Below are 18,251 nucleotides of genomic sequence, written 5' to 3' on the forward strand. Positions count from 1 at the left end.
GGGGCGCCCTGATCGGCGTACCGCATGACATGGCGGACGCGCTCACCGGCGTACCGCGTGAAAGGGCGGGCACCCCCACCGGCGTACCGCCTGAGGCGCGGCCTTCGGGCTATGGGGCCACCCACGCGTAAAGGTGCTCCGGGCGGCCCGTGTCGCCGTACTTGAGGGAGAGGCGGAGGCGGCCGGCCTGTTCGAGGTTGCGGAGGTAGCGCTGGGCGGTGGAGCGGCTCAGGCCTGTCTCGGCGGCGACCTCGTGGGCCGAGAGCGGGTGGTCGGCGATGTGCAGGACGCGGCAGATGAGATCGCTCGTCGGCTCGGAGTGGCCGCTGGGGAGTCCGGGCGATGACGGCACCGGGCCGGTGCGCAGGGCGCCGAAGATGCGGTCGACCTGCTCCTGGCCGGCGATGCCGCGGCCGCCGACCCGGTCGACCGTGCGGCGCAGGGCGGCGTAGGAGTCCAGGCGGGTGCGCAGGGCGGCGAAGGTGAACGGTTTCACCAGGTAGTGCAGCGCGCCCAGGCGCATCGCGGCCTGAACGGTCGTCACGTCGCTGGCCGCGGTGATCATGATGACGTCGGTGCCGTGGCCCTGTTCCCGCATGCGGTGGACGAGTTCGAGGCCCGTCTGGTCGGGCAGATAGTGGTCGAGCAGGACCAGGTCGATGGTTCCCCGCTGGACGCTGGCCAGGGCCTGGGCAGCACTGTGTGCGCGGGCGGCCACCCGGAAGCCGGGAACCTTTCCCACGTACTTGGCGTTGATCTCGGCGACGCGGAAATCGTCGTCCACGACCAGGACGTCAATCATCGGGCCTCTTTCTGTCAAGGCCTGGCGAGCGTTAAGCCCGTGTTTCGGCTCCGCTGTTGTAGCGCGAGCAAAAAGAGCACAACAGGCTGTTGCAAGCAAAAGAACGGCATGTGCTCACAAGGCTGCTGCTGTGGCCCGGGCCACATCTACCGTCCCCCGCCATGAGCGCAGACACCAGCCCCGCCATCCAGCTGCGGGGCGCGAGCAAGATCTTCAGGACCCCGTCGGGGGGTCTGCACACGGCCGTCAGGGAACTCGATCTCACGGTCGGGCGTGGGGAGTTCGTGGCGGTCGTCGGCCCCACCGGCTGCGGCAAGTCGACCACGTTGACGCTGGTCAGCGGGTTGGAGGAGCCCACCGAGGGCGAGGTCCTGGTCGCCGGTGAGCCGGTGCAGGGCGTCGGCGACAAGGTCGGTTTCGTCTTCCAGCAGGACGCCACCTTCCCCTGGCGCACCGTTCTGTCCAACGTCATGGCGGGCCCGCGCTTCCGCGGTGTGCCCAAGGCGGAGGCGAAGCGGAAGGCGCGCGAATGGCTGGCCCGAGTCGGGCTCGCCGCCTTCGAGGACCGCTACCCGCACCAGCTCTCCGGCGGGCAGCGCAAGCGCGTCGCGCTCGCCGCGACCTTCGTCAACGACCCCGAGATCCTGCTGATGGACGAGCCCTTCTCGGCGCTCGACGTGCAGACCAGGGCGCTGATGTCGGACGAGCTGCTGGAGCTGTGGTCGGGCACGGGCGCCTCCGTGGTCTTCGTCACCCACGACCTGGAGGAGTCCATCGCCCTGGCCGACAAGGTCGTCGTGATGACGGCCGGGCCCGCCACCGTGAAGCAGGTCTTCGACATCGACCTGCCGCGGCCGCGCAAGGTCGAGTCGGTGCGCCTGGAGCCGCGGTTCATCGAGATCTACCGCGAGATCTGGGAGTCGCTCGGCGAAGAGGTCCGCATCACCCGTGAGAGGGGTGCCGCCAATGTCGCCTGACGTCATGCCCGAGGCCCAGGTCGCCGTGACCATGACCGAGCCCGGCGACAAGACGAGCCGTACGCACTCACGCGCGCGTGCCGCCCGCAGACGCAAGATCGTAGTCAACGTCACCCGCGTACTGCTTCTGGTCGCCGTCCTCGGTCTGTGGGAGGTGCTCGCCCGGACCAAGGTCATCGATCCGTTCAACTTCTCGATGCCCTCGAAGATCTGGGACCAGATCTCCACCTGGGTGATGCACGGGACGGCCATCGGCTCCCTGGGCGAACAGATCTGGTACACGCTGTACGAGGCGCTGCTCGGCTGGGTGTTCGGTGTGATCGCCGGTGTCGTGTTCGGCATCGTCCTGGGGCGGATCACCTTCCTCGCCGATGTCCTTGGTCCATACATCAAGGTGCTCAACTCAATACCCAGGATCGTCCTCGCCCCGATCTTCATGATCTGGTTCGGACTCGGCCCGGCCTCCAAGGTCGCCTCCGCCGTCGTCCTGGTCTTCTTCCCGGTCTTCTTCAACGCCTTCCAGGGCGCCCGCGAGGTCGACCGCAACCTCGTCGCCAACGCCCGGATCCTCGGCGCGAGCAGCCGCAGGGTGACGCTCCAGGTGGTCATCCCCTCCGCGACCTCGTGGATCTTCACCAGCCTCCACGTCAGCTTCGGCTTCGCCCTCATCGGCGCCATCGTCGGCGAGTACATCGGCGCGACCAAGGGCGTCGGCCTGCTCATCTCGCAGTCGCAGGGCACCTTCAACACGGCCGGTGTGTACGCCGCGATGGTCATCCTCGCCGTCGTCGCACTCGCCGCCGAGGGGCTGCTGACCTTCGCTGAGCGCCGCATCTTCCGCTGGAAGCCGACGGGCTCCGACAGCTGAACGCCCCCTGACGTCACCCCCCTTCCTCTTCCTCCCCGCACCGCCACCTCACAAGGACGTGAACCCTCATGCGCAAGTCCGCCAGATACGCCTCCCTGGCCGCCGCCGGCCTGCTCGCCCTCTCCTCCCTCACCGCCTGCGCCAACGACGCGGCCAGCACCGCCTCCACCAGCAAGGGCGACGGCAAGGGTACGAAGGTCAAGATCATGGTCGGCGGCCTGGACAAGGTCATCTACCTGCCCGCGATGCTCGCCCAGCGCCTGGGCTACTTCGACGCCGAGGGCCTCGACGTCGAGCTGCTGAGCGAGCCGGCCGGCGTCCAGGCCGAGACGGCGCTCGTCTCCGGGCAGGTCCAGGGGGCCGTCGGCTTCTACGACCACACCCTCGACCTGCAGACCAAGGGCAAGTCCGTGGAGTCCGTCGTGCAGTTCTCGCAGGCGCCCGGCGAGGTCGAGATCGTCTCCACCAAGGCGGAGGGCGACATCAAGTCGCCCAAGGACTTCAAGGGCAAGAAGCTCGGCATCACCGGCCTCGGTTCGTCGACCGACTTCCTCACCAAGTACCTCGCCGTCAAGAACGGCGTGAAGGTCAGCGAGTTCACGCCGGTCGCCGTCGGAGCGGGACCGACCTTCATCTCGGCCCTCCAGAAGGGCGCGATCGACGGAGGTATGACGACCGACCCGACCGTCGCCACGATCCTCGACAAGAAGGCCGGCAAGGTCCTGCTCGACATGCGGACGCCCGAGGGATCCCAGGAGGCGCTCGGCGGTCCGTACCCGTCGTCAAGCCTGTACATGCAGACGGACTGGGTCAACGGTCACAAGGACACCGTCCAGAAGTTGGCCAATGCATTCGTCAAGACGCTCAACTGGATGTCCACCCACAGCTCGACGGAAATCGCCGACAAGATGCCCGCCGACTACTCGCAGGGCAACAAGGTCCTCTACGCCGCGGCCATCGAGAGCTCGCTGCCGATGTTCACCAAGGACGGCGTGATGCCCGCCGACGGTCCCGCAACTGTTGAGAAGGTGCTCAAGGCGTTCAACCCCAACATCAAGAACGCCAAGGTGGATCTGAGCAAGACCTTCACGACCGAGTTCGTGGAGAAGGCCGCGCACTGAGTACGTATCCATGAGGGGGGTACGGCCCCTTCCCCCGCCCCCAACGGCCGTGCCCTCAGGCGCGGGTCGCCCACACGTAACGGTGTTCAGGGCGGCCCGCGTCGCCGTACTTGAGGGTGAGCCGGGCCCGGCCCGTGCGCTCCAGGAGCTTCAGATAGCGCTGGGCGGTCTGCCGGCTCACTCCCGTCCGGTCGGCGATCTCCTGGGCCGACAGCGGGCCTTCGGCGCTCATCAGGGACTGGCGCACCAGTTCCGCGGTGGTGGGGGAGTGGCCCTTGGGCAGCCCCGGCTCCGAAGGCGCGGACAGTGCGCCGAAGATACGGTCCACCTCGGCCTGCTCCGCCTCTCCGCCGCCGTCCAGCGTGCGCCGCAGCGCCGCGTACGCCTCCAGCTTGGTGCGCAGGCCCGCGAACGCGAACGGCTTCACCAGGTACTGGAGCGCCCCGTGCCGCATCGCGGCCTGCACGGTCGACACGTCCCGGGCCGCCGTCACCATGATCACGTCGGTCTGGTGGCCGCGCCGGCGCATCTCCTGGACGACCGCAAGACCCGTCTCGTCGGGCAGATAGTGGTCCATCAGGACCAGATCCAGGCGAGGCAGCGTCTCCAGCCGGCGCAGCGCCTCGGCCGCACTGTGCGCCTCGCCGGCGACGTGGAAGCCCGGCACCTTCTCGACGTAGGCCGCGTTGACCTGCGCGACCCTGGTGTCGTCGTCCACGACCAGGACCTCGATCATCGCGACTCCTCCTTGACGGGCGCGTCCTCGGATGCGCTCAGGGCCGGTTCCGACTGGGCCGGTTCCGACTCCGGCCCAGGCTCGGTGAGCGCCTCGGGCAGTACGACGGTGAACTCCGCGCCGCCACCGTGCGCCTCTTCCACGGTCGCGCTGCCGCCCTGCCGCTCCGCGAGCCTGCGCACCATGGAGAGCCCGATGCCGCGCTTGCGGTGGGCGGGCGGCTCCTTGGTGGACCACCCCTCGGTGAAGACCAACTCCCGCTGTTCCGCCGGGATTCCGGGCCCGGTGTCGCGCACCCTGAGGACGGCGGTACGCCCCTCGGCGCGCAACTCGACCTCCACGCGCGCGTGCGGAGTGCCCGCCACCGCGTCGAGCGCGTTGTCGACCAGGTTGCCCACGACGGTGACGAGCCCTCTGGGGTCGATCAACCGGTCGGGCAGCCGGGTCCGGTCCGAGATCCACAGGGCGACACCACGCTCGGCCGCGACGGTCGCCTTGCCGACCAGCAGGGCGGCCAGCAGCGGGTCGTGGATCTTCTCGGTGACCTGCTCCGAGGTGGCCCGGTGGTCGCCGACCACCTCTCCGACGAAGTCCACGGCGTCGTCGAACATCTCCAGTTCCAGCAGCCCGAGAAGCGTGTGCATGCGGTTGGCGTGCTCGTGGTCCTGGGCGCGCAGGGCGTCGATCAGTCCGCGCGTGGAGTCGAGCTCCCGGCCGAGCTGCTCCAGCTCGGTGCGGTCGCGCAGGGTGGCGACGGCGCCGCCGTCGTCGGTGGGCATGCGGTTGGCGACCAGGACACGCTGGCCGCGGACGGTGAGCAGGTCGGTGCCGGTCACCCGGCCCGCCAGGATGTCGGCGGTACGTCCCTCGCCGAGCGCCTCGTCGGGGGAGCGGCCGACGGCCTCCTCGTCGATGCCCAGCAGGCGGTGCGCCTCGTCGTTGAGGAGGCGCACCCTGCCGGTTCGGTCCAGGGCGACGACGCCCTCCCGGATGCCGTGCAGCATCGCCTCGCGCTCCGCCAGCAGCCCCGAGATGTCGGAGAAGGCGAGGTCGCGGGTCTGCCGCTGGACCCGGCGGGAGACCAGCCAGGCGGCCAGCGCACCGACTGCCAGGGCGCCGCCGGCGTACGCGAGCAGCCCCGGGATGGCGCTGAGCAGCCGGGCCCGCACGCTGTCGTAGGCGATGCCGACCGAGACCGCGCCGACGATCCGGTGCTCGGCGTCGTACAGCGGCACTTTTCCGCGGGCCGTGCGGCCCAGGGTGCCGTTGTCGATCGCCATGACCTCGTTGCCGGCCAGGGCCTCGCCGGGGTTGGTCGAGACGATGCCGCCGATCTGCTTGATGTCGGTGTGCGACCAGCGCACGCCCCGCCAGTCCATGATCACGACGTACCGGGCGTCGGTGGCCTTGCGGATCCGCTCCGCGGCCTTCTGCAGTGGCCCGTCCGGCGACGGTGCGGTGGTCCGGAGCTCCTCGGCGATCTGCGGCTCCTGCGCGGTCGTCTCCGCGATCGAGAGCGCGCGGCGCATCGCCTGGTCGTCCAGCTGATGGCTGAGCGGTGCGAGGAAGAGTCCGGTCGCGAGCACCGCGACCCCCGCGGCGATCGCCACCTGCATCAGCAGCACCTGCGAGAACATCCGCTTCGGCATACCGAGGCGCAGGCGGCGTGCGGGGGGAGTGGGGCTCATACCCACGACGGTACGTGGGCGCGCCGGAACTGCCGTAGGGGGTGTGGCATGGATCTCTTGATCAATGCTGAGACGTGCAGGTCGTGGTGTTGATCGACCGGATGGACTCGTGAATCCGGCAGTCCTGATCAACTTGTTGCTCCAGCCGTCCTGATCAACTCGCCAGTGCGGTTGTCCTGACCACCTCACGGACCTCCACGACGTCCATGCGTGCCGGCGCGCCCAGGATCGACGTGCCGCAGCTCTCCGGGCGGGGCGGCGCCGAGGCGCCCTGGGCCACGACGACCCGCCAGCGGCGCCCGTCCACGTGCGCGACGGTCACCTCCCAGCGCGGGGCGGCACCCTCCGTCCGTACGACAGTCAGGGCTTCCGCGGCCTCCACGCGCGCCTGCGAGCGCACGGCCAGCTCGGCCGCCTGGCCGGGCCGCTCCCAGGCGGAGCTCCCGCGGCAGCCCTCGACGACGATCCGTCCCTCCTGGGCGCCGTGCAGGACTTCCTTGACGGCGTGGGCCTCGGCGCGGCCGTACGCGTAGCCGTACGGCAGGACCAGCAGCGTGGGCGAGAAGCGATGACCACCCAGATGAGTGACCTCCCAGACGCCCTCCACCCCCGAGGCGGCGAGCTCGGCCGCGAGCGGGCGGCCCAGCAGGGCGCAGCAGCGGTCGCGCTTGCCGTTGGTGCAGACGAGCGCGAGCGGGTCGCCCGTGTGCGGCCGCGCGCCGAGGGCCGAGTCGAAGCTCTGGACCTCGCCCCTGCCGAGCGCGGCGAAGTCCAGGTCGAGCAGTTCCCGGGGGTCACGGGTGGTGGCGGAGTGCAGCCACACCTTGCCGGGCACGGTGTGGGCCGCGTACACCTGCCGGGCGGCGGGCGTGCCGCAGTCGGCGTGCCGTCCGGGCCGGCGGATGAGCGCGATGCGGACGCCCGTGCCCTTCGCGGCCGCCTCCAGGGCGCGGCCGAGTGCCGAATCGAGGTGGCTCGACGTGAGCGCCTTGGCGCCCCAGGGACCGGGCTGCTCCAGCAGCAGCCAGGTCCGCGCGGTGGCCGCGGTTCCCGCAAGGGGCTCGTCGAGCACCCGCGACGCGGTTGAGCACGTACTCACAGAGGTGAGCCTAACCTGACTCGGCCCGTGGCGACTTGTTGGCGCGGTCGTGTCCTACTCCGGCAGGGGCTGAGGCGGCTTCGGACCTACGTAGTGGCCGCTCGGGCGCATGCGCAGCGGACGTTCCCCGTACTCCTCCAGGGCGTGTGCGATCCACCCCGCCGTACGGGCCACCGCGAAGATCGTCTCGCCCGCCGATGACGGCATTGCGGAGGACGTGGTGAAGACGGCGAGGGCGAGGTCGACATTGGCGTGCAGCGAGGTGTGACGGGCGGTGGTGGCCACGATGTCGTGGGCCGCGGCGAGCGCGGGGGCCGCGTGCGGGAGCTGCTCCAGGAGGCCGAAGAGGACACGCGCGCGTGGGTCCTCGCCGGGGTAGAGCCGGTGGCCGAGTCCCGGGATGCGGCGGCCGGCGCGCAGCTCCTCGGCGATCACGGGGGCCGCGTCGCCCCGGTCGAGGACGTCGAGCAGCAGCCGGTGGGCATGGCTGCTGGCGGCTCCGTGCAGGGGGCCTTCGAGCACGCCGAGGCCGGCGGAGACGGCCGCGTAGGCGTGGGCACGGGCCGACGCGGCGACGCGGACGGCCAGGGTCGAGGCGGCGAGGTCGTGGTCGACGAGCAGGGCGAGGGCGGTGTCCAGGACGCGCAGTGAGTCCTCATCGGGCTCGCTCCCGCTCAGCCGCGCCCACAGCCGGCGGGCCAGCGGGCCCTCGTCGCGGTGGCCGCGCCGGGCCGGGAGAGCTGCGACGAGGGTGGGGATGAGGGTGCGCGCGGTGCCGAGCACGGCGTCCTCGGAGAGGTCGAAGCGCAGCGGGTCCGCCACCGCGGCGGCGATCGCCGCGACCCTCAACCGGTCGGTGGGACCGGCGTGTTCGGGCAGCGCGTCGACCGCGCGGCGGGCCACGGTGACCGAGGCCTTCGGCGCGGTGAAGGCGATGCCGGGGCGCAGCGTCCCGGTCCAGAGCCACTCCGCGACCTCTTCGTAGGAGTGCGCGGTGGCCAGTTGGGTGGCGTCGACGCCCCGGAAGTAGTACCGGTCCTCCTCGATGAGCGTGATCCGGGTCCGGACCGACAGCTCGCCGCCGGACGCCGGACTCCCGCTGCTCTCCCGCCTGTTGCGCCGGGCGAGCGCGGACACCTCCGCGGCGTCGAAGGTGCTGCCCCGGCCGCCGGGCACGCGTCGGCTGCTGAGCTGGCCGCGGCTTACGTAGGCATACACGGTCTCGGGTTTCACGCCCAGCAGTTCGGCGGCTTCCTTGGTGGTCAGCCGCTGCTCGGCGGGACCGGGGGAGGGCTCTTGATCGCGCATGGGGTCACCGTATCGGCATCACGACGTATGGACTGATTACATTGATCCAATCAATATTGACAGAAGCTCAGTCAAGCATGGACAGTCAAATCAAGTCCAGGGAGGAATCATGTCCGTCAACAGGTCAGCAGCCGTCACCGTCGACGTCCCGCGGGGACTCGCCGGCGTCGTCGTCACCGACACCGAGATCGGGGACGTCCGGGGGCGCGAGGGCTTCTATCACTACCGTCAGTACTCGGCCGTCGAGCTCGCCCGGACCCGCGGCTTCGAGGACGTCTGGCATCTCCTGGTCCACGGTGAACTGCCGGACGCGGCGCGGCGGGTGGCGTTCGCCGCGGAGACGGCCGCCCTGCGGCGACTGCCCGACGAGGTGCGGGCGGCGCTGCCCGCCATCGCGGCGGCGAGCGGCCGCTCCGGCCCGCTGGTCGGCATGCGCACCGCGCTCTCGCTGCTCGGCGCGGCCAAGGGCTTCCGGCCGGTGTACGACATCGACGCGGAGGAGCGGCGCCGGGACACCCTCGTGGCGGCCGCGGCCGTACCGACCCTGCTCACGGCCCTGTACCGGCTGGGTCAGGGCCTCGACCCGGTCGAACCCCGCGACGACCTGTCCTACGCGGCCAACTACCTCTACATGCTGACGGGTTCGGAACCGGGCGCGCGGCAGGCGCGGGCGGTCGAGCAGTACTTGATCTCAACCATTGATCACGGCTTCAATGCGTCAACCTTCACGGCGAGGGTGATCGCGTCGACCGGGGCGGACGTGGCCGCGTGTCTCGTCGGGGCCGTGGGGGCGCTGTCGGGTCCGCTGCACGGGGGCGCGCCGAGCCGGGCGCTGGACACCCTGGACGCGATCGGGACGCCGGACCGCATCGACGCGTGGATCCGCGAACGTGTGCTGACCGGCGACCGCATCATGGGTTTCGGCCACGCGATCTACCGTACGGAGGACCCCCGTTCCCGGATGCTGCGCGAGGTGGCCGAGAGCTTCGGTGGTCCGCGGGTGGCGTTCGCCGTGGAGGTCGAGCGTCAGGTGGAGGCGATCCTGGCGGAACTGAAGCCCGGCCGGGAACTGCACACGAACGTCGAGTTCTACGCGGGCGTCGTCATGGAACTCTGCGGCCTGCCCCGCGAGATGTTCACCCCGACCTTCGCGGCGGCGCGGGTGGTGGGCTGGAGCGCGAACATCCTGGAACAGGCGGAGGACCGGAAGATCATCAGGCCGGTGGCGCGGTATGTGGGGCCGGGGGCGCCGGTGGCGGTGCCGGCGTGAGGAACGCGTGCGGCCTGGTGCCGTTCTGACGCCAGGCCTCATCGGTGGAGATCGAGCAGTGACGGGGTACCGGCTGCTCGCCGGGTCGGGGACCGGCTCGCTCAACGGTGGCGCGCGGCCGGGAGGTGGGACGACACGGGTCTGGGTGGACGCGTGCTCGTGCGATGGGGTCAGGCGTCGGGGATGTCCGCCTTGGCGCGGATCAGCGTCTCCCGGCTCACGACGACAATGCGTTCGTAGTCGGCTCTCGAGGCGTCTGCGGGGAGCTCATGCTCCAGCGACTCGGTGGCCTCCGTACCGATGACGGCGAAGTTTCCGTCACTCAGTTCGAAAACGTCCGGGCAGTTGGCTCCTGAGGCACTGCCACGGGCGCTTGGAGGCACACCGATGCGGCGCACGATCTTCAAGGGATACCGGTCCTTACACACGATCTGGGCAGAGTGGTGGGCAGCAGGCTACTGGGATTGCTGATGCACGTGCGTCTGCATCTACGAAAGTCACTCGACCAGGCTGCTGATACCCCTGCGTTGACTGGTGGACCGGACCGTCGGAAGCTCAGTCGGACAGCGGGTCGCCCACCACCCACCACTCGTCCGTGTCGGCCTCGTCGATCTCCCTGATGAGGCTGTCCACCATGCGTCCCAGCCGCGCCTCGTCGGACGACGTCTTCAGGGTCGCGCGCTGCCCCTTGGAGGCTTCCCAGTACTCGCGCATCAAGGGGTTCTGGAAGAGCTCGCGCGCATGACCGTAGAACTGCTCCTGGTTGACGATCCCCGCCCGATAGAGGTGGTACAGGTTGACGTACCAGGCGTTGGCGTAGAAGTACTGCCGCCGCTTCGCTTCCGGAATGCGCGAGTCGTAGGTGTCGATCACCGCGGCCAGGGACGGATCGTCGATCGCCCTGGACAGCAACTCCCAATGCATGCGCTGCTGGTGCGCCAGCGCCCTGCGGCGGGCGGCCCGCTCCTCGAGCTCCAACCGTTTCGTCTCCAGCCGTTCCGCCTCGACGCGCCGACGTCCTGCGGCCAGGGCCATCCCGGTGGTGGCGAGCAGCAGGCCGGCCACGGCGAAACCGAGCCTCCCCGCTGCGTCTTTCTGTGTGGCCATGTCAACTACCCCCGATCAGGCGGCCGTCCGCCGGTCGTCGGGGTGCGGGTCGACTGAAGGGGACCGGCGAGCGGTGGGCGGCGCTTGCCGTCTCCCAGGGTGCCGAGCGGCTCTGATCGGCGGGGAGGCGGAGAGGAGGCGCACGGAGGGATGCGAGGGTCGCACGCTCCGGCGCCTTGCCCAACGTCTGCCCCGCAAGAGCTGCTAACAATCGTTCACTTCGCAGTGATTATTCCGGCTCGTATCCTGGTCCGGCATTCAAATCTCGTACGTGCGCCGCAGCCGCGATCCGGCGCACACGGAAGCGCGGAAGAGGGTCGCACGTTGAGCCAGCCGAGCCACAGCCGTCGGCAGATCCCGGTCGTCGTCCTCGCCGGATTCCTCGGTTCCGGCAAGACCACGCTCCTCAACCACCTCCTCCACCGCAGCGGTGGCAGCCGTATCGGCGCCATCGTCAACGACTTCGGCGCCATCGAGATCGACGCCATGGCCGTCGCGGGCGCGCTCGGCGATTCCACCGTCTCGCTCGGCAACGGATGCCTGTGCTGCGCCGTCGACGTCAGCGAACTCGACGTGTACCTCGAGAAGCTCGCCCGGCCCGGCGCCGGTATCGACGTGATCGTCATCGAGGCGAGCGGGCTCGCCGAGCCGGAGGAACTCGTGCGGATGGTGCTGGCCAGCGAGCAGTCGGGGGTTGTCTACGGCGGTCTCGTCGAGGTCGTCGACGCGGCCGAGTTCGACGACACCCGCGCCAAGCACCCCGGGCTCGACCGGCATCTCGCCCTCGCCGACCTCGTCGTCGTCAACAAGCTCGACCGGGCTGAGGAGGGGCAGAGGGTCCTCGGGGTCGTACGGTCGCTCGTCGACCGCGCCGCCGTCGTACCGGCGACATACGGCCGTATCGACCCGGAGTTCCTCTTCGACTGCCGGCCCAGCGAGGAACGTATCGGTCAGCTCTCCTTCGACGACCTGCACGAGCACGACGAGGATGACGCGCGCGGCGGGCACGGGCACGAGCACGCCGGTCACCTCCACACGGCGTACGACAGCCTGTCCTTCAGCTCCGAAGCGCCCATGGATCCGCGCCGGTTGATGGCGTTCCTCGACAGCCGGCCCGAGGGGCTGTACCGGATCAAGGGGTACGTCGACTTCGGCGCGTACGACGTCCGCAACCGTTACGCCGTACACGCCGTGGGGAGGTTCCTGCGGTTCTACCCGGAAGCCCGGGCGGCCGGTGACCCCGGCCTCACCCAGCTCGTCCTCATCGGCTCCGGCATCGACACGGCCGCCCTCGGCAAGGAGCTGGAGGCCTGCACGGCAGACGCCCCGCACACCGCCGACGAGCACGGTATGTGGGGCGTCCTGCGCTACGTACAGGATCCGGAAGACGACCGTACGGACCCGCCGGCCTAGACCGGACCCGCCACCACCGCCACCGTCTTCGGCAGGGACACGCCCGAGCCGTCGCGGCGCGGGTCCATCTCGGGGAGGTCGGCCGGGGTGCCGTTCTTCTGGGCCGCCTTGGCCGGGACGGGGCCCGCCCAGGCCAGGGACAGGCAGTCCTCGCCCTTGAGGAACCGCTGGCAGCGGACGCCGCCGGTGGCCCGGCCCTTGCGCGGGTACTGGTCGAACGGGGTCAGCTTGGCCGTCGTCTGGACCGAGTCGTCGAGCGTGCCGCGCGAGCCCGCGACCGTGAAGACCACCGCGTCGGCCGCCGGGTCCACCGCCGTGAAGGAGATGACCTTCGCGCCGTCGGTGAGCTTGATGCCGGCCATACCGCCCGCCGGGCGGCCCTGCGGGCGGACCTGGGAGGCCTGGTAGCGCAGCAGTTGCGCGTCGTCCGTGATGAAGACCAGGTCCTCCTCGCCGGTGCTCAGCTCGACCGCGCCGACGATCCGGTCGCCGTCCTTGAGCGTGATGACCTCCAACTCCTCCTTGTTGGACGGGTAGTCGGGCACCACACGCTTGACCACGCCCTGCTCGGTGCCGAGCGCGAGGCCGGGGGAGGACTCGTCGAGTGTGATCAGGCAGACCACCGTCTCGTCGTCCTCCAGGGTGAGGAACTCGGACAGAGGCGCTCCGCCCGCGAGGTTCGGCGCCGACGCCGTCTCGGGGAGTTGCGGGAGGTCTACGACGTTGATCCGCAGGAGGCGGCCGGAGGACGTGACCGCGCCGACCTCGCCGCGCGCCGTCGCCGGGACCGCCGAGACGATCACGTCGTGCTTCACGCGCCTGGCGTCGGCGTCCTCCGGGAAGGGCTCGCCGTTCGACGTACGGGCCAGCAGGCCCGTCGAGGAGAGCAGGATCCGGCACGGGTCGTCCGCCACCTGCAGCGGTACGGCGGCGGTCGGGGCGCCCGACGCCTCCAGCAGGACCGTCCGCCGATCGGTGCCGAACTGCTTGGCCACCGCGGCCAGTTCGGTGGAGACCAGCTTGCGCAGCTCGGTGTCCGACTCCAGGATCCGGGTCAGCTCGGCGATCTCCGCGTTGAGCTTCTCCTTCTCCGACTCCAGCTCGATGCGGTCGTACTTGGTGAGACGGCGCAGCGGGGTGTCGAGGATGTACTGGGTCTGGATCTCCGAGAGCGAGAAGCGCTCCATCAGGCGCTGCTTGGCCTGCGCGCTGTTCTCGCTGGAACGGATCAGCCGGATGACCTCGTCGATGTCGACGAGGGCGGTCAGCAGGCCCTCCACCAGGTGCAGGCGGTCGCGGCGCTTGGTGCGGCGGTACTCGCTCCGGCGCCGTACGACCTCGAAGCGGTGGTCGAGGTAGACCTCCAGGAGCTCCTTGAGGCCGAGGGTGAGCGGCTGGCCGTCCACCAGCGCCACGTTGTTGATGCCGAAGGACTCCTCCATCGGCGTCAGCTTGTAGAGCTGCTCCAGGACGGCCTCCGGCACGAAGCCGTTCTTGATCTCGATGACCAGACGCAGGCCGTGCGCGCGGTCGGTGAGGTCCTTGACGTCCGCGATGCCCTGGATCTTCTTCGAACCGACCAGGTCCTTGATCTTGGCGATGACCTTCTCCGGGCCGACCGTGAAGGGCAGCTCGGTGACGACCAGGCCCTTGCGGCGGGCGGTGACGGTCTCGACCTCGACGGTGGCGCGGATCTTGAAGGTGCCGCGGCCCGTCTCGTACGCCTCCCGGATGCTGGCGAGGCCGACGATCCGGCCGCCGGTGGGCAGGTCGGGGCCGGGGACGTACTTCATCAGCGTTTCCAGATCCGCGTTCGGATAGCGGATCAGATGGCGGGCGGCCGCGATGACTTCGCCGAGGTTGTGCGGGGGCATGTTCGTCGCCATGCCGACCGCGATGCCCGAGGAGCCGTTCACCAGCAGGTTCGGGAAGGCGGCCGGGAGGGCGACCGGCTCCTGCTCCTGGCCGTCGTAGTTGGGCGCGAAGTCGACCGTGTCCTCGTCGATCGACTCCGTCATCAGGCTGGTCGCCTGGGCCTGGCGGCACTCGGTGTACCGCATGGCGGCCGGCGGGTCGTCGTTGCCCAGCGAACCGAAGTTGCCGTGGCCGTCGACCAGCGGCACGCGCATCGAGAAGGGCTGGGCCATGCGCACGAGGGCGTCGTAGATCGACGCGTCGCCATGGGGGTGCAGCTTGCCCATGACCTCGCCGACCACGCGCGCGCACTTCACATAGCCGCGGTCGGGGCGCAGCCCCATCTCGTTCATCTGGTAGACGATGCGCCGGTGCACCGGCTTGAGGCCGTCGCGGGCGTCGGGCAGGGCGCGGGAGTAGATGACCGAGTACGCGTACTCGAGGAAGGAGCCCTGCATCTCGTCGACGACGTCGATGTCGAGGATCCGCTCCTCGAACGAGTCGTCGGGCGGCGGGGTCTTCGTGCTGCGGCGGGCCATCGCTGCCGGCTCCTTGCTGAAGCGTGAACGGTATCTGACGCGGACCATTGTGGACCGTGGCACTGACAACAGGGGTCAGGACCCGGTGTCGGCGGTCCACCCGGCGCGCGGGGTCAACTCCGCCGCGGCTGCCCGCAGGCTACGCGATCCGCTGTGGGCGTACGTCCCGCGGGAACTTCGCCGACGATCCGCACGCTTGCATACAGTGGCAGGACCGGCAGGAAAACCGCGGTTTCAACCACCGCATCCGCGAGGTGAAGGGACGTACATGCCCATGGGTCACACGGCCACAGACCAGGCAGGCACCGGGGGCCTGACAGCGACCGAGCACCGCCTGGCCAACGGGCTGCGCGTGGTGCTCTCCGAGGACCACCTGACCCCGGTCGCGGCGGTGTGCCTCTGGTACGACGTCGGCTCGCGCCACGAAGTCAAGGGACGCACCGGCCTTGCTCACCTCTTCGAGCACCTGATGTTCCAGGGCTCGGGCCAGGTCAAGGGCAACGGCCACTTCGAGCTGGTGCAGGGCGCCGGCGGCTCGCTGAACGGCACCACCAGCTTCGAGCGAACCAACTACTTCGAGACGATGCCCGCCCACCAGCTGGAGCTCGCCCTCTGGCTGGAGGCCGACCGCATGGGCTCCCTGCTCGCCGCCCTGGACGACGAGTCCATGGAGAACCAGCGCGACGTCGTCAAGAACGAGCGCAGGCAGCGTTACGACAACGTCCCCTACGGCACCGCGTTCGAGAAGCTCACCGCCCTCGCCTACCCGGAGGGCCACCCCTACCACCACACCCCGATCGGCTCGATGGCCGACCTGGACGCGGCGACCCTGGAGGACGCGCGCTCGTTCTTCCGCACGTACTACGCGCCGGGCAACGCGGTCCTGTCGGTGGTCGGCGACATCGACCCGGAGCAGACGCTCGCCTGGGTCGAGAAGTACTTCGGCTCCATCGCCGCGCACGACGGCAAGCCCGCGCCCCGTGACGGTTCGCTGCCCGAGATCATCGGCGAGCAGCTGCGCGAGGTCGTCGAGGAGGAGGTCCCCGCGCGCGCGTTGATGGCCGCCTACCGGCTGCCCGAGGACGGCACGCGCGCGTGCGACGCGGCCGACCTGGCGCTCACCGTCCTCGGCGGCGGCGAGTCCTCCCGCCTGTACAACCGCCTGGTACGCCGCGACCGTACGGCCGTCGCGGCCGGATTCGGCCTGCTGCGGCTGGCCGGCGCGCCCTCCCTGGGCTGGCTGGACGTGAAGACCTCCGGTGACGTCGAGGTGCCGGTCATCGAGACCGCCATCGACGAGGAGCTCGCCCGGTTCGCCGAGGAGGGCCCCACGGCCGAGGAAATGGAGCGCGCCCAGGCCCAGTTGGAGCGCGAGTGGCTGGACCGCCTCGGCACGGTCGCGGGCCGCGCCGACGAACTGTGCCGGTTCGCCGTCCTGTTCGGCGACCCGCAGCTCGCCCTGACCGCCGTCAAGCGCGTCCTGGAGGTGACTCCGCAGGAGGTCCAGGAGGTCGCCAAGGCCCGGCTGCGGCCCGACAACCGCGCGGTGCTCGTCTACGAGCCCGTCTCCCCGGAGGCCGCCGAGGACGCGGATCTCCCCGATGACCCCGAGGCCGAGGCCACGGTCGAAGCCGGCGACAAGAACGAGGAGGCGGCCAAGTGACCGAGCTCGCCACGATGGAGTTCCACCCGCAGCCCCAGGCGGGCGAGGCCAAGCCGTGGGCGTTCCCGGCACCCACGCGCGGGGCGCTCGGCAACGGCCTCACCGTGCTGCGCTGCCACCGCCCCGGCCAGCAGGTCGTCGCCGTCGAGGTGCTCCTCGACGCGCCCCTGGAGGCCGAACCGGCCGGCTTCGACGGTGTCGCCACGATCATGGCGCGCGCCTTCTCCGAGGGCACCGACAAGCACTCCGCCGAGGAGTTCGCCGCCGAGCTGGAGCGCTGCGGCGCCACCCTCGACGCGCACGCCGACCACCCGGGCGTCCGCATCAGCCTCGAGGTACCGGCCTCCCGCCTGGCCAAGGCGCTCGGTCTGCTCGCCGACGCCCTCAGGGCGCCCGCGTTCGCCGACAGCGAGGTCGAGCGGCTGGTCCGCAACCGCCTCGACGAGATCCCGCACGAGCTGGCCAACCCCTCCCGCCGGGCCGCCAAGGAGCTCTCCAAGGAGCTGTTCCCGGCGACCTCGCGGATGTCGCGCCCGCGCCAGGGCACCGAGGAGACCGTCGAGAAGATCGACGCGGCGGCCGTACGTGCCTTCTACGACCGCCATGTCCGGCCCGCCACGGCCACCGCGGTGGTCGTCGGCGACCTCACCGGCATCGACCTGGACGCGCTGCTCGGCGAGACCCTGGGCACCTGGACCGGCTCCAAGGCCGACCCCCGCCCCGTGCCCCCGGTGACCGCCGACGACACCGGGCGCGTGATCATCGTCGACCGCCCCGGCGCCGTCCAGACGCAGCTGCTCATCGGCCGCGTCGGCGCCGACCGGCACGACCGCGTGTGGCCCGCGCAGGTGCTCGGCACGTACTGCCTGGGCGGCACCCTCACCTCCCGCCTGGACCGCGTCCTGCGCGAGGAGAAGGGCTACACCTACGGCGTGCGGGCCTTCGGCCAGGTCCTGCGCTCCGCCCCGGACGGCACCGGCGCCTCGATGCTCGCCATCAGCGGCTCCGTCGACACCCCGAACACCGGCCCGGCGCTCGACGACCTCTGGAAGGTGCTGCGCACGCTCGCCGAGGGCGGCCTCACCGACGCCGAGCGGGACGTCGCCGTGCAGAACCTCGTCGGGGTGGCGCCGCTCAAGTACGAGACCGCGGCGGCCGTCGCGAGCACGCTGGCCGACCAGGTCGAGCAGCACCTGCCCGACGACTACCAGGCGACGCTGTACCGGCAGCTCGCCGCGACCGGCACCGTGGAGGCCACCGCGGCGGCAGTGAGCGCCTTCCCGGTGGACCGCCTGGTGACCGTCCTCGTCGGTGACGCGGCGCAGATCAAGGCGCCCGTGGAGGCCCTCGGCATCGGTGAAGTGACCGTGGTGGCCGCCGAGTAGGGGCACGCGCGCGTGAGGGCCCTGGTGACTGAAGTGTCACCAGGGCCCTCGTATGTCCGAATTGGGGCGGAGGTTGCCTGTCTGCCCTGTGGGATGCGCTACAAACACCGTGATCCGTTTGGGGATTGAAAGCGGGCCCGCTTAGCGTCGTCCGGGCTGTCCGTCAGGCACCGCGCCGCATCCGTGGCACCGGGCAGTCATCGCCGAGTCCCCGTACGGCGCGAGCCAGGGGAGCCGGGGACCCATCGAAGTCCCTGGGGTGAATCGGACGCCCGCGCGCCAGCGAGGGGGTCCGTAGGAGACCTTCCTGCTCCGAACCCGTCAGCTAACCCGGTAGGCGAGAAGGAAGGAAAGGACCAGC

At 70.5% G+C, this 18,251-nt stretch carries 15 protein-coding genes and 1 riboswitch; of the genes, 7 read left to right on the forward strand and 8 right to left on the reverse strand.

The window, feature by feature from the left end; all coding sequences use genetic code 11:
- Positions 1-109 precede the first annotated feature (109 nt).
- On the reverse strand, positions 110-802 hold the full coding sequence (locus tag ACQEWB_RS36630; protein WP_432838792.1) for a response regulator: 693 nt from the start codon (positions 800-802) through the stop codon (positions 110-112).
- A gap of 161 nt (positions 803-963) precedes the next feature.
- Between ACQEWB_RS36630 and ACQEWB_RS36635 the strand changes: the two genes are divergently transcribed.
- The 3 genes from ACQEWB_RS36635 (at position 964) to ACQEWB_RS36645 (ending at position 3,768) form a co-directional block, all read left to right on the forward strand.
- Positions 964-1,779 (forward strand): ABC transporter ATP-binding protein, encoded by an 816-nt coding sequence (locus ACQEWB_RS36635; RefSeq protein WP_432838794.1) that lies wholly within the window; start codon positions 964-966, stop codon positions 1,777-1,779.
- On the forward strand, positions 1,769-2,647 hold the full coding sequence (locus ACQEWB_RS36640) for an ABC transporter permease (protein ID WP_432838796.1): 879 nt from the start codon (positions 1,769-1,771) through the stop codon (positions 2,645-2,647). The genes ACQEWB_RS36635 and ACQEWB_RS36640 overlap by 11 nt, the downstream gene beginning before the upstream one ends.
- Positions 2,648-2,715: 68 nt before the next feature.
- Entirely contained in the window at positions 2,716-3,768 is a 1,053-nt protein-coding gene (locus ACQEWB_RS36645) for an ABC transporter substrate-binding protein (RefSeq protein WP_432838798.1), read from the forward strand.
- Between the two features lie 55 nt (positions 3,769-3,823).
- Here ACQEWB_RS36645 and ACQEWB_RS36650 read toward each other — a convergent pair whose 3' ends face one another.
- The 4 genes from ACQEWB_RS36650 to ACQEWB_RS36665 all read right to left on the reverse strand — a co-directional run bounded on the left by ACQEWB_RS36650 (position 3,824) and on the right by ACQEWB_RS36665 (position 8,599).
- On the reverse strand, positions 3,824-4,504 hold the full coding sequence (locus ACQEWB_RS36650; protein WP_432838800.1) for a response regulator: 681 nt from the start codon (positions 4,502-4,504) through the stop codon (positions 3,824-3,826).
- Positions 4,501-6,192, reverse strand: coding sequence for an ATP-binding protein (locus tag ACQEWB_RS36655; RefSeq protein ID WP_432838802.1), 1,692 nt, complete (start codon positions 6,190-6,192; stop codon positions 4,501-4,503). Before ACQEWB_RS36655 ends, ACQEWB_RS36650 begins: the two co-directional genes overlap by 4 nt.
- Before the next feature lie 154 nt (positions 6,193-6,346).
- The gene (locus tag ACQEWB_RS36660) at positions 6,347-7,291 is read right to left on the reverse strand and encodes a sucrase ferredoxin (protein ID WP_432838804.1); all 945 of its coding nucleotides are present in this window, start codon (positions 7,289-7,291) and stop codon (positions 6,347-6,349) included.
- Positions 7,292-7,345: 54 nt separating this feature from the next.
- Positions 7,346-8,599, reverse strand: a complete 1,254-nt coding sequence (locus ACQEWB_RS36665; protein WP_432838806.1) for a citrate synthase — start codon at positions 8,597-8,599, stop codon at positions 7,346-7,348.
- A gap of 109 nt (positions 8,600-8,708) precedes the next feature.
- Between ACQEWB_RS36665 and ACQEWB_RS36670 the strand changes: the two genes are divergently transcribed.
- Positions 8,709-9,869 (forward strand): citrate synthase/methylcitrate synthase, encoded by a 1,161-nt coding sequence (locus ACQEWB_RS36670; RefSeq protein ID WP_432838808.1) that lies wholly within the window; start codon positions 8,709-8,711, stop codon positions 9,867-9,869.
- A gap of 170 nt (positions 9,870-10,039) precedes the next feature.
- On the opposite strand, the gene ACQEWB_RS36675 is transcribed toward ACQEWB_RS36670, so the two are convergent.
- The gene (locus ACQEWB_RS36675; protein ID WP_432838810.1) at positions 10,040-10,276 is read right to left on the reverse strand and encodes a hypothetical protein; all 237 of its coding nucleotides are present in this window, start codon (positions 10,274-10,276) and stop codon (positions 10,040-10,042) included.
- Positions 10,277-10,424: 148 nt separating this feature from the next.
- Positions 10,425-10,976, reverse strand: coding sequence for a DUF6082 family protein (locus ACQEWB_RS36680; protein WP_432838812.1), 552 nt, complete (start codon positions 10,974-10,976; stop codon positions 10,425-10,427).
- A 324-nt stretch (positions 10,977-11,300) separates the two neighbouring features.
- On the opposite strand from ACQEWB_RS36680, the gene ACQEWB_RS36685 reads away from it, so the two are divergent.
- The gene (locus tag ACQEWB_RS36685) at positions 11,301-12,389 is read left to right on the forward strand and encodes a CobW family GTP-binding protein (protein ID WP_432838814.1); all 1,089 of its coding nucleotides are present in this window, start codon (positions 11,301-11,303) and stop codon (positions 12,387-12,389) included.
- Here ACQEWB_RS36685 and ACQEWB_RS36690 read toward each other — a convergent pair.
- Positions 12,386-14,842, reverse strand: coding sequence for a DNA gyrase/topoisomerase IV subunit A (locus ACQEWB_RS36690; RefSeq protein WP_432838816.1), 2,457 nt, complete (start codon positions 14,840-14,842; stop codon positions 12,386-12,388). The two genes, ACQEWB_RS36685 and ACQEWB_RS36690, sit on opposite strands and share 4 nt — an antisense overlap.
- A 268-nt stretch (positions 14,843-15,110) precedes the next feature.
- On the opposite strand from ACQEWB_RS36690, the gene ACQEWB_RS36695 reads away from it, so the two are divergent.
- Positions 15,111-16,505 (forward strand): M16 family metallopeptidase, encoded by a 1,395-nt coding sequence (locus ACQEWB_RS36695; protein ID WP_432838818.1) that lies wholly within the window; start codon positions 15,111-15,113, stop codon positions 16,503-16,505.
- Entirely contained in the window at positions 16,502-17,890 is a 1,389-nt protein-coding gene (locus ACQEWB_RS36700; protein ID WP_432838820.1) for a M16 family metallopeptidase, read from the forward strand. The genes ACQEWB_RS36695 and ACQEWB_RS36700 overlap by 4 nt, the downstream gene beginning before the upstream one ends.
- Before the next feature lie 191 nt (positions 17,891-18,081).
- Positions 18,082-18,244, forward strand: a riboswitch (cyclic di-AMP (ydaO/yuaA leader).
- The last annotated feature ends 7 nt before the right edge of the window (positions 18,245-18,251 follow it).

The sequence above is a fragment of the Streptomyces sp. CA-249302 genome, from assembly GCF_050936785.1.
In the GTDB taxonomy this organism is placed as follows: domain Bacteria; phylum Actinomycetota; class Actinomycetes; order Streptomycetales; family Streptomycetaceae; genus Streptomyces.

Coding starts and splice junctions, on each gene's coding strand:
- ACQEWB_RS36665 (WP_432838806.1), bottom strand. CDS start 8,599: ATGCGCGATCAAGAGCCCTCCCCCGGTCCCGCCGAGCAGCGGCTGACC.
- ACQEWB_RS36690 (WP_432838816.1), bottom strand. CDS start 14,842: ATGGCCCGCCGCAGCACGAAGACCCCGCCGCCCGACGACTCGTTCGAG.
- ACQEWB_RS36695 (WP_432838818.1), top strand. CDS start 15,111: ATGCCCATGGGTCACACGGCCACAGACCAGGCAGGCACCGGGGGCCTG.
- ACQEWB_RS36630 (WP_432838792.1), bottom strand. CDS start 802: ATGATTGACGTCCTGGTCGTGGACGACGATTTCCGCGTCGCCGAGATC.
- ACQEWB_RS36640 (WP_432838796.1), top strand. CDS start 1,769: ATGTCGCCTGACGTCATGCCCGAGGCCCAGGTCGCCGTGACCATGACC.
- ACQEWB_RS36650 (WP_432838800.1), bottom strand. CDS start 4,504: ATGATCGAGGTCCTGGTCGTGGACGACGACACCAGGGTCGCGCAGGTC.
- ACQEWB_RS36635 (WP_432838794.1), top strand. CDS start 964: ATGAGCGCAGACACCAGCCCCGCCATCCAGCTGCGGGGCGCGAGCAAG.
- ACQEWB_RS36655 (WP_432838802.1), bottom strand. CDS start 6,192: ATGAGCCCCACTCCCCCCGCACGCCGCCTGCGCCTCGGTATGCCGAAG.
- ACQEWB_RS36645 (WP_432838798.1), top strand. CDS start 2,716: ATGCGCAAGTCCGCCAGATACGCCTCCCTGGCCGCCGCCGGCCTGCTC.
- ACQEWB_RS36680 (WP_432838812.1), bottom strand. CDS start 10,976: ATGGCCACACAGAAAGACGCAGCGGGGAGGCTCGGTTTCGCCGTGGCC.
- ACQEWB_RS36670 (WP_432838808.1), top strand. CDS start 8,709: ATGTCCGTCAACAGGTCAGCAGCCGTCACCGTCGACGTCCCGCGGGGA.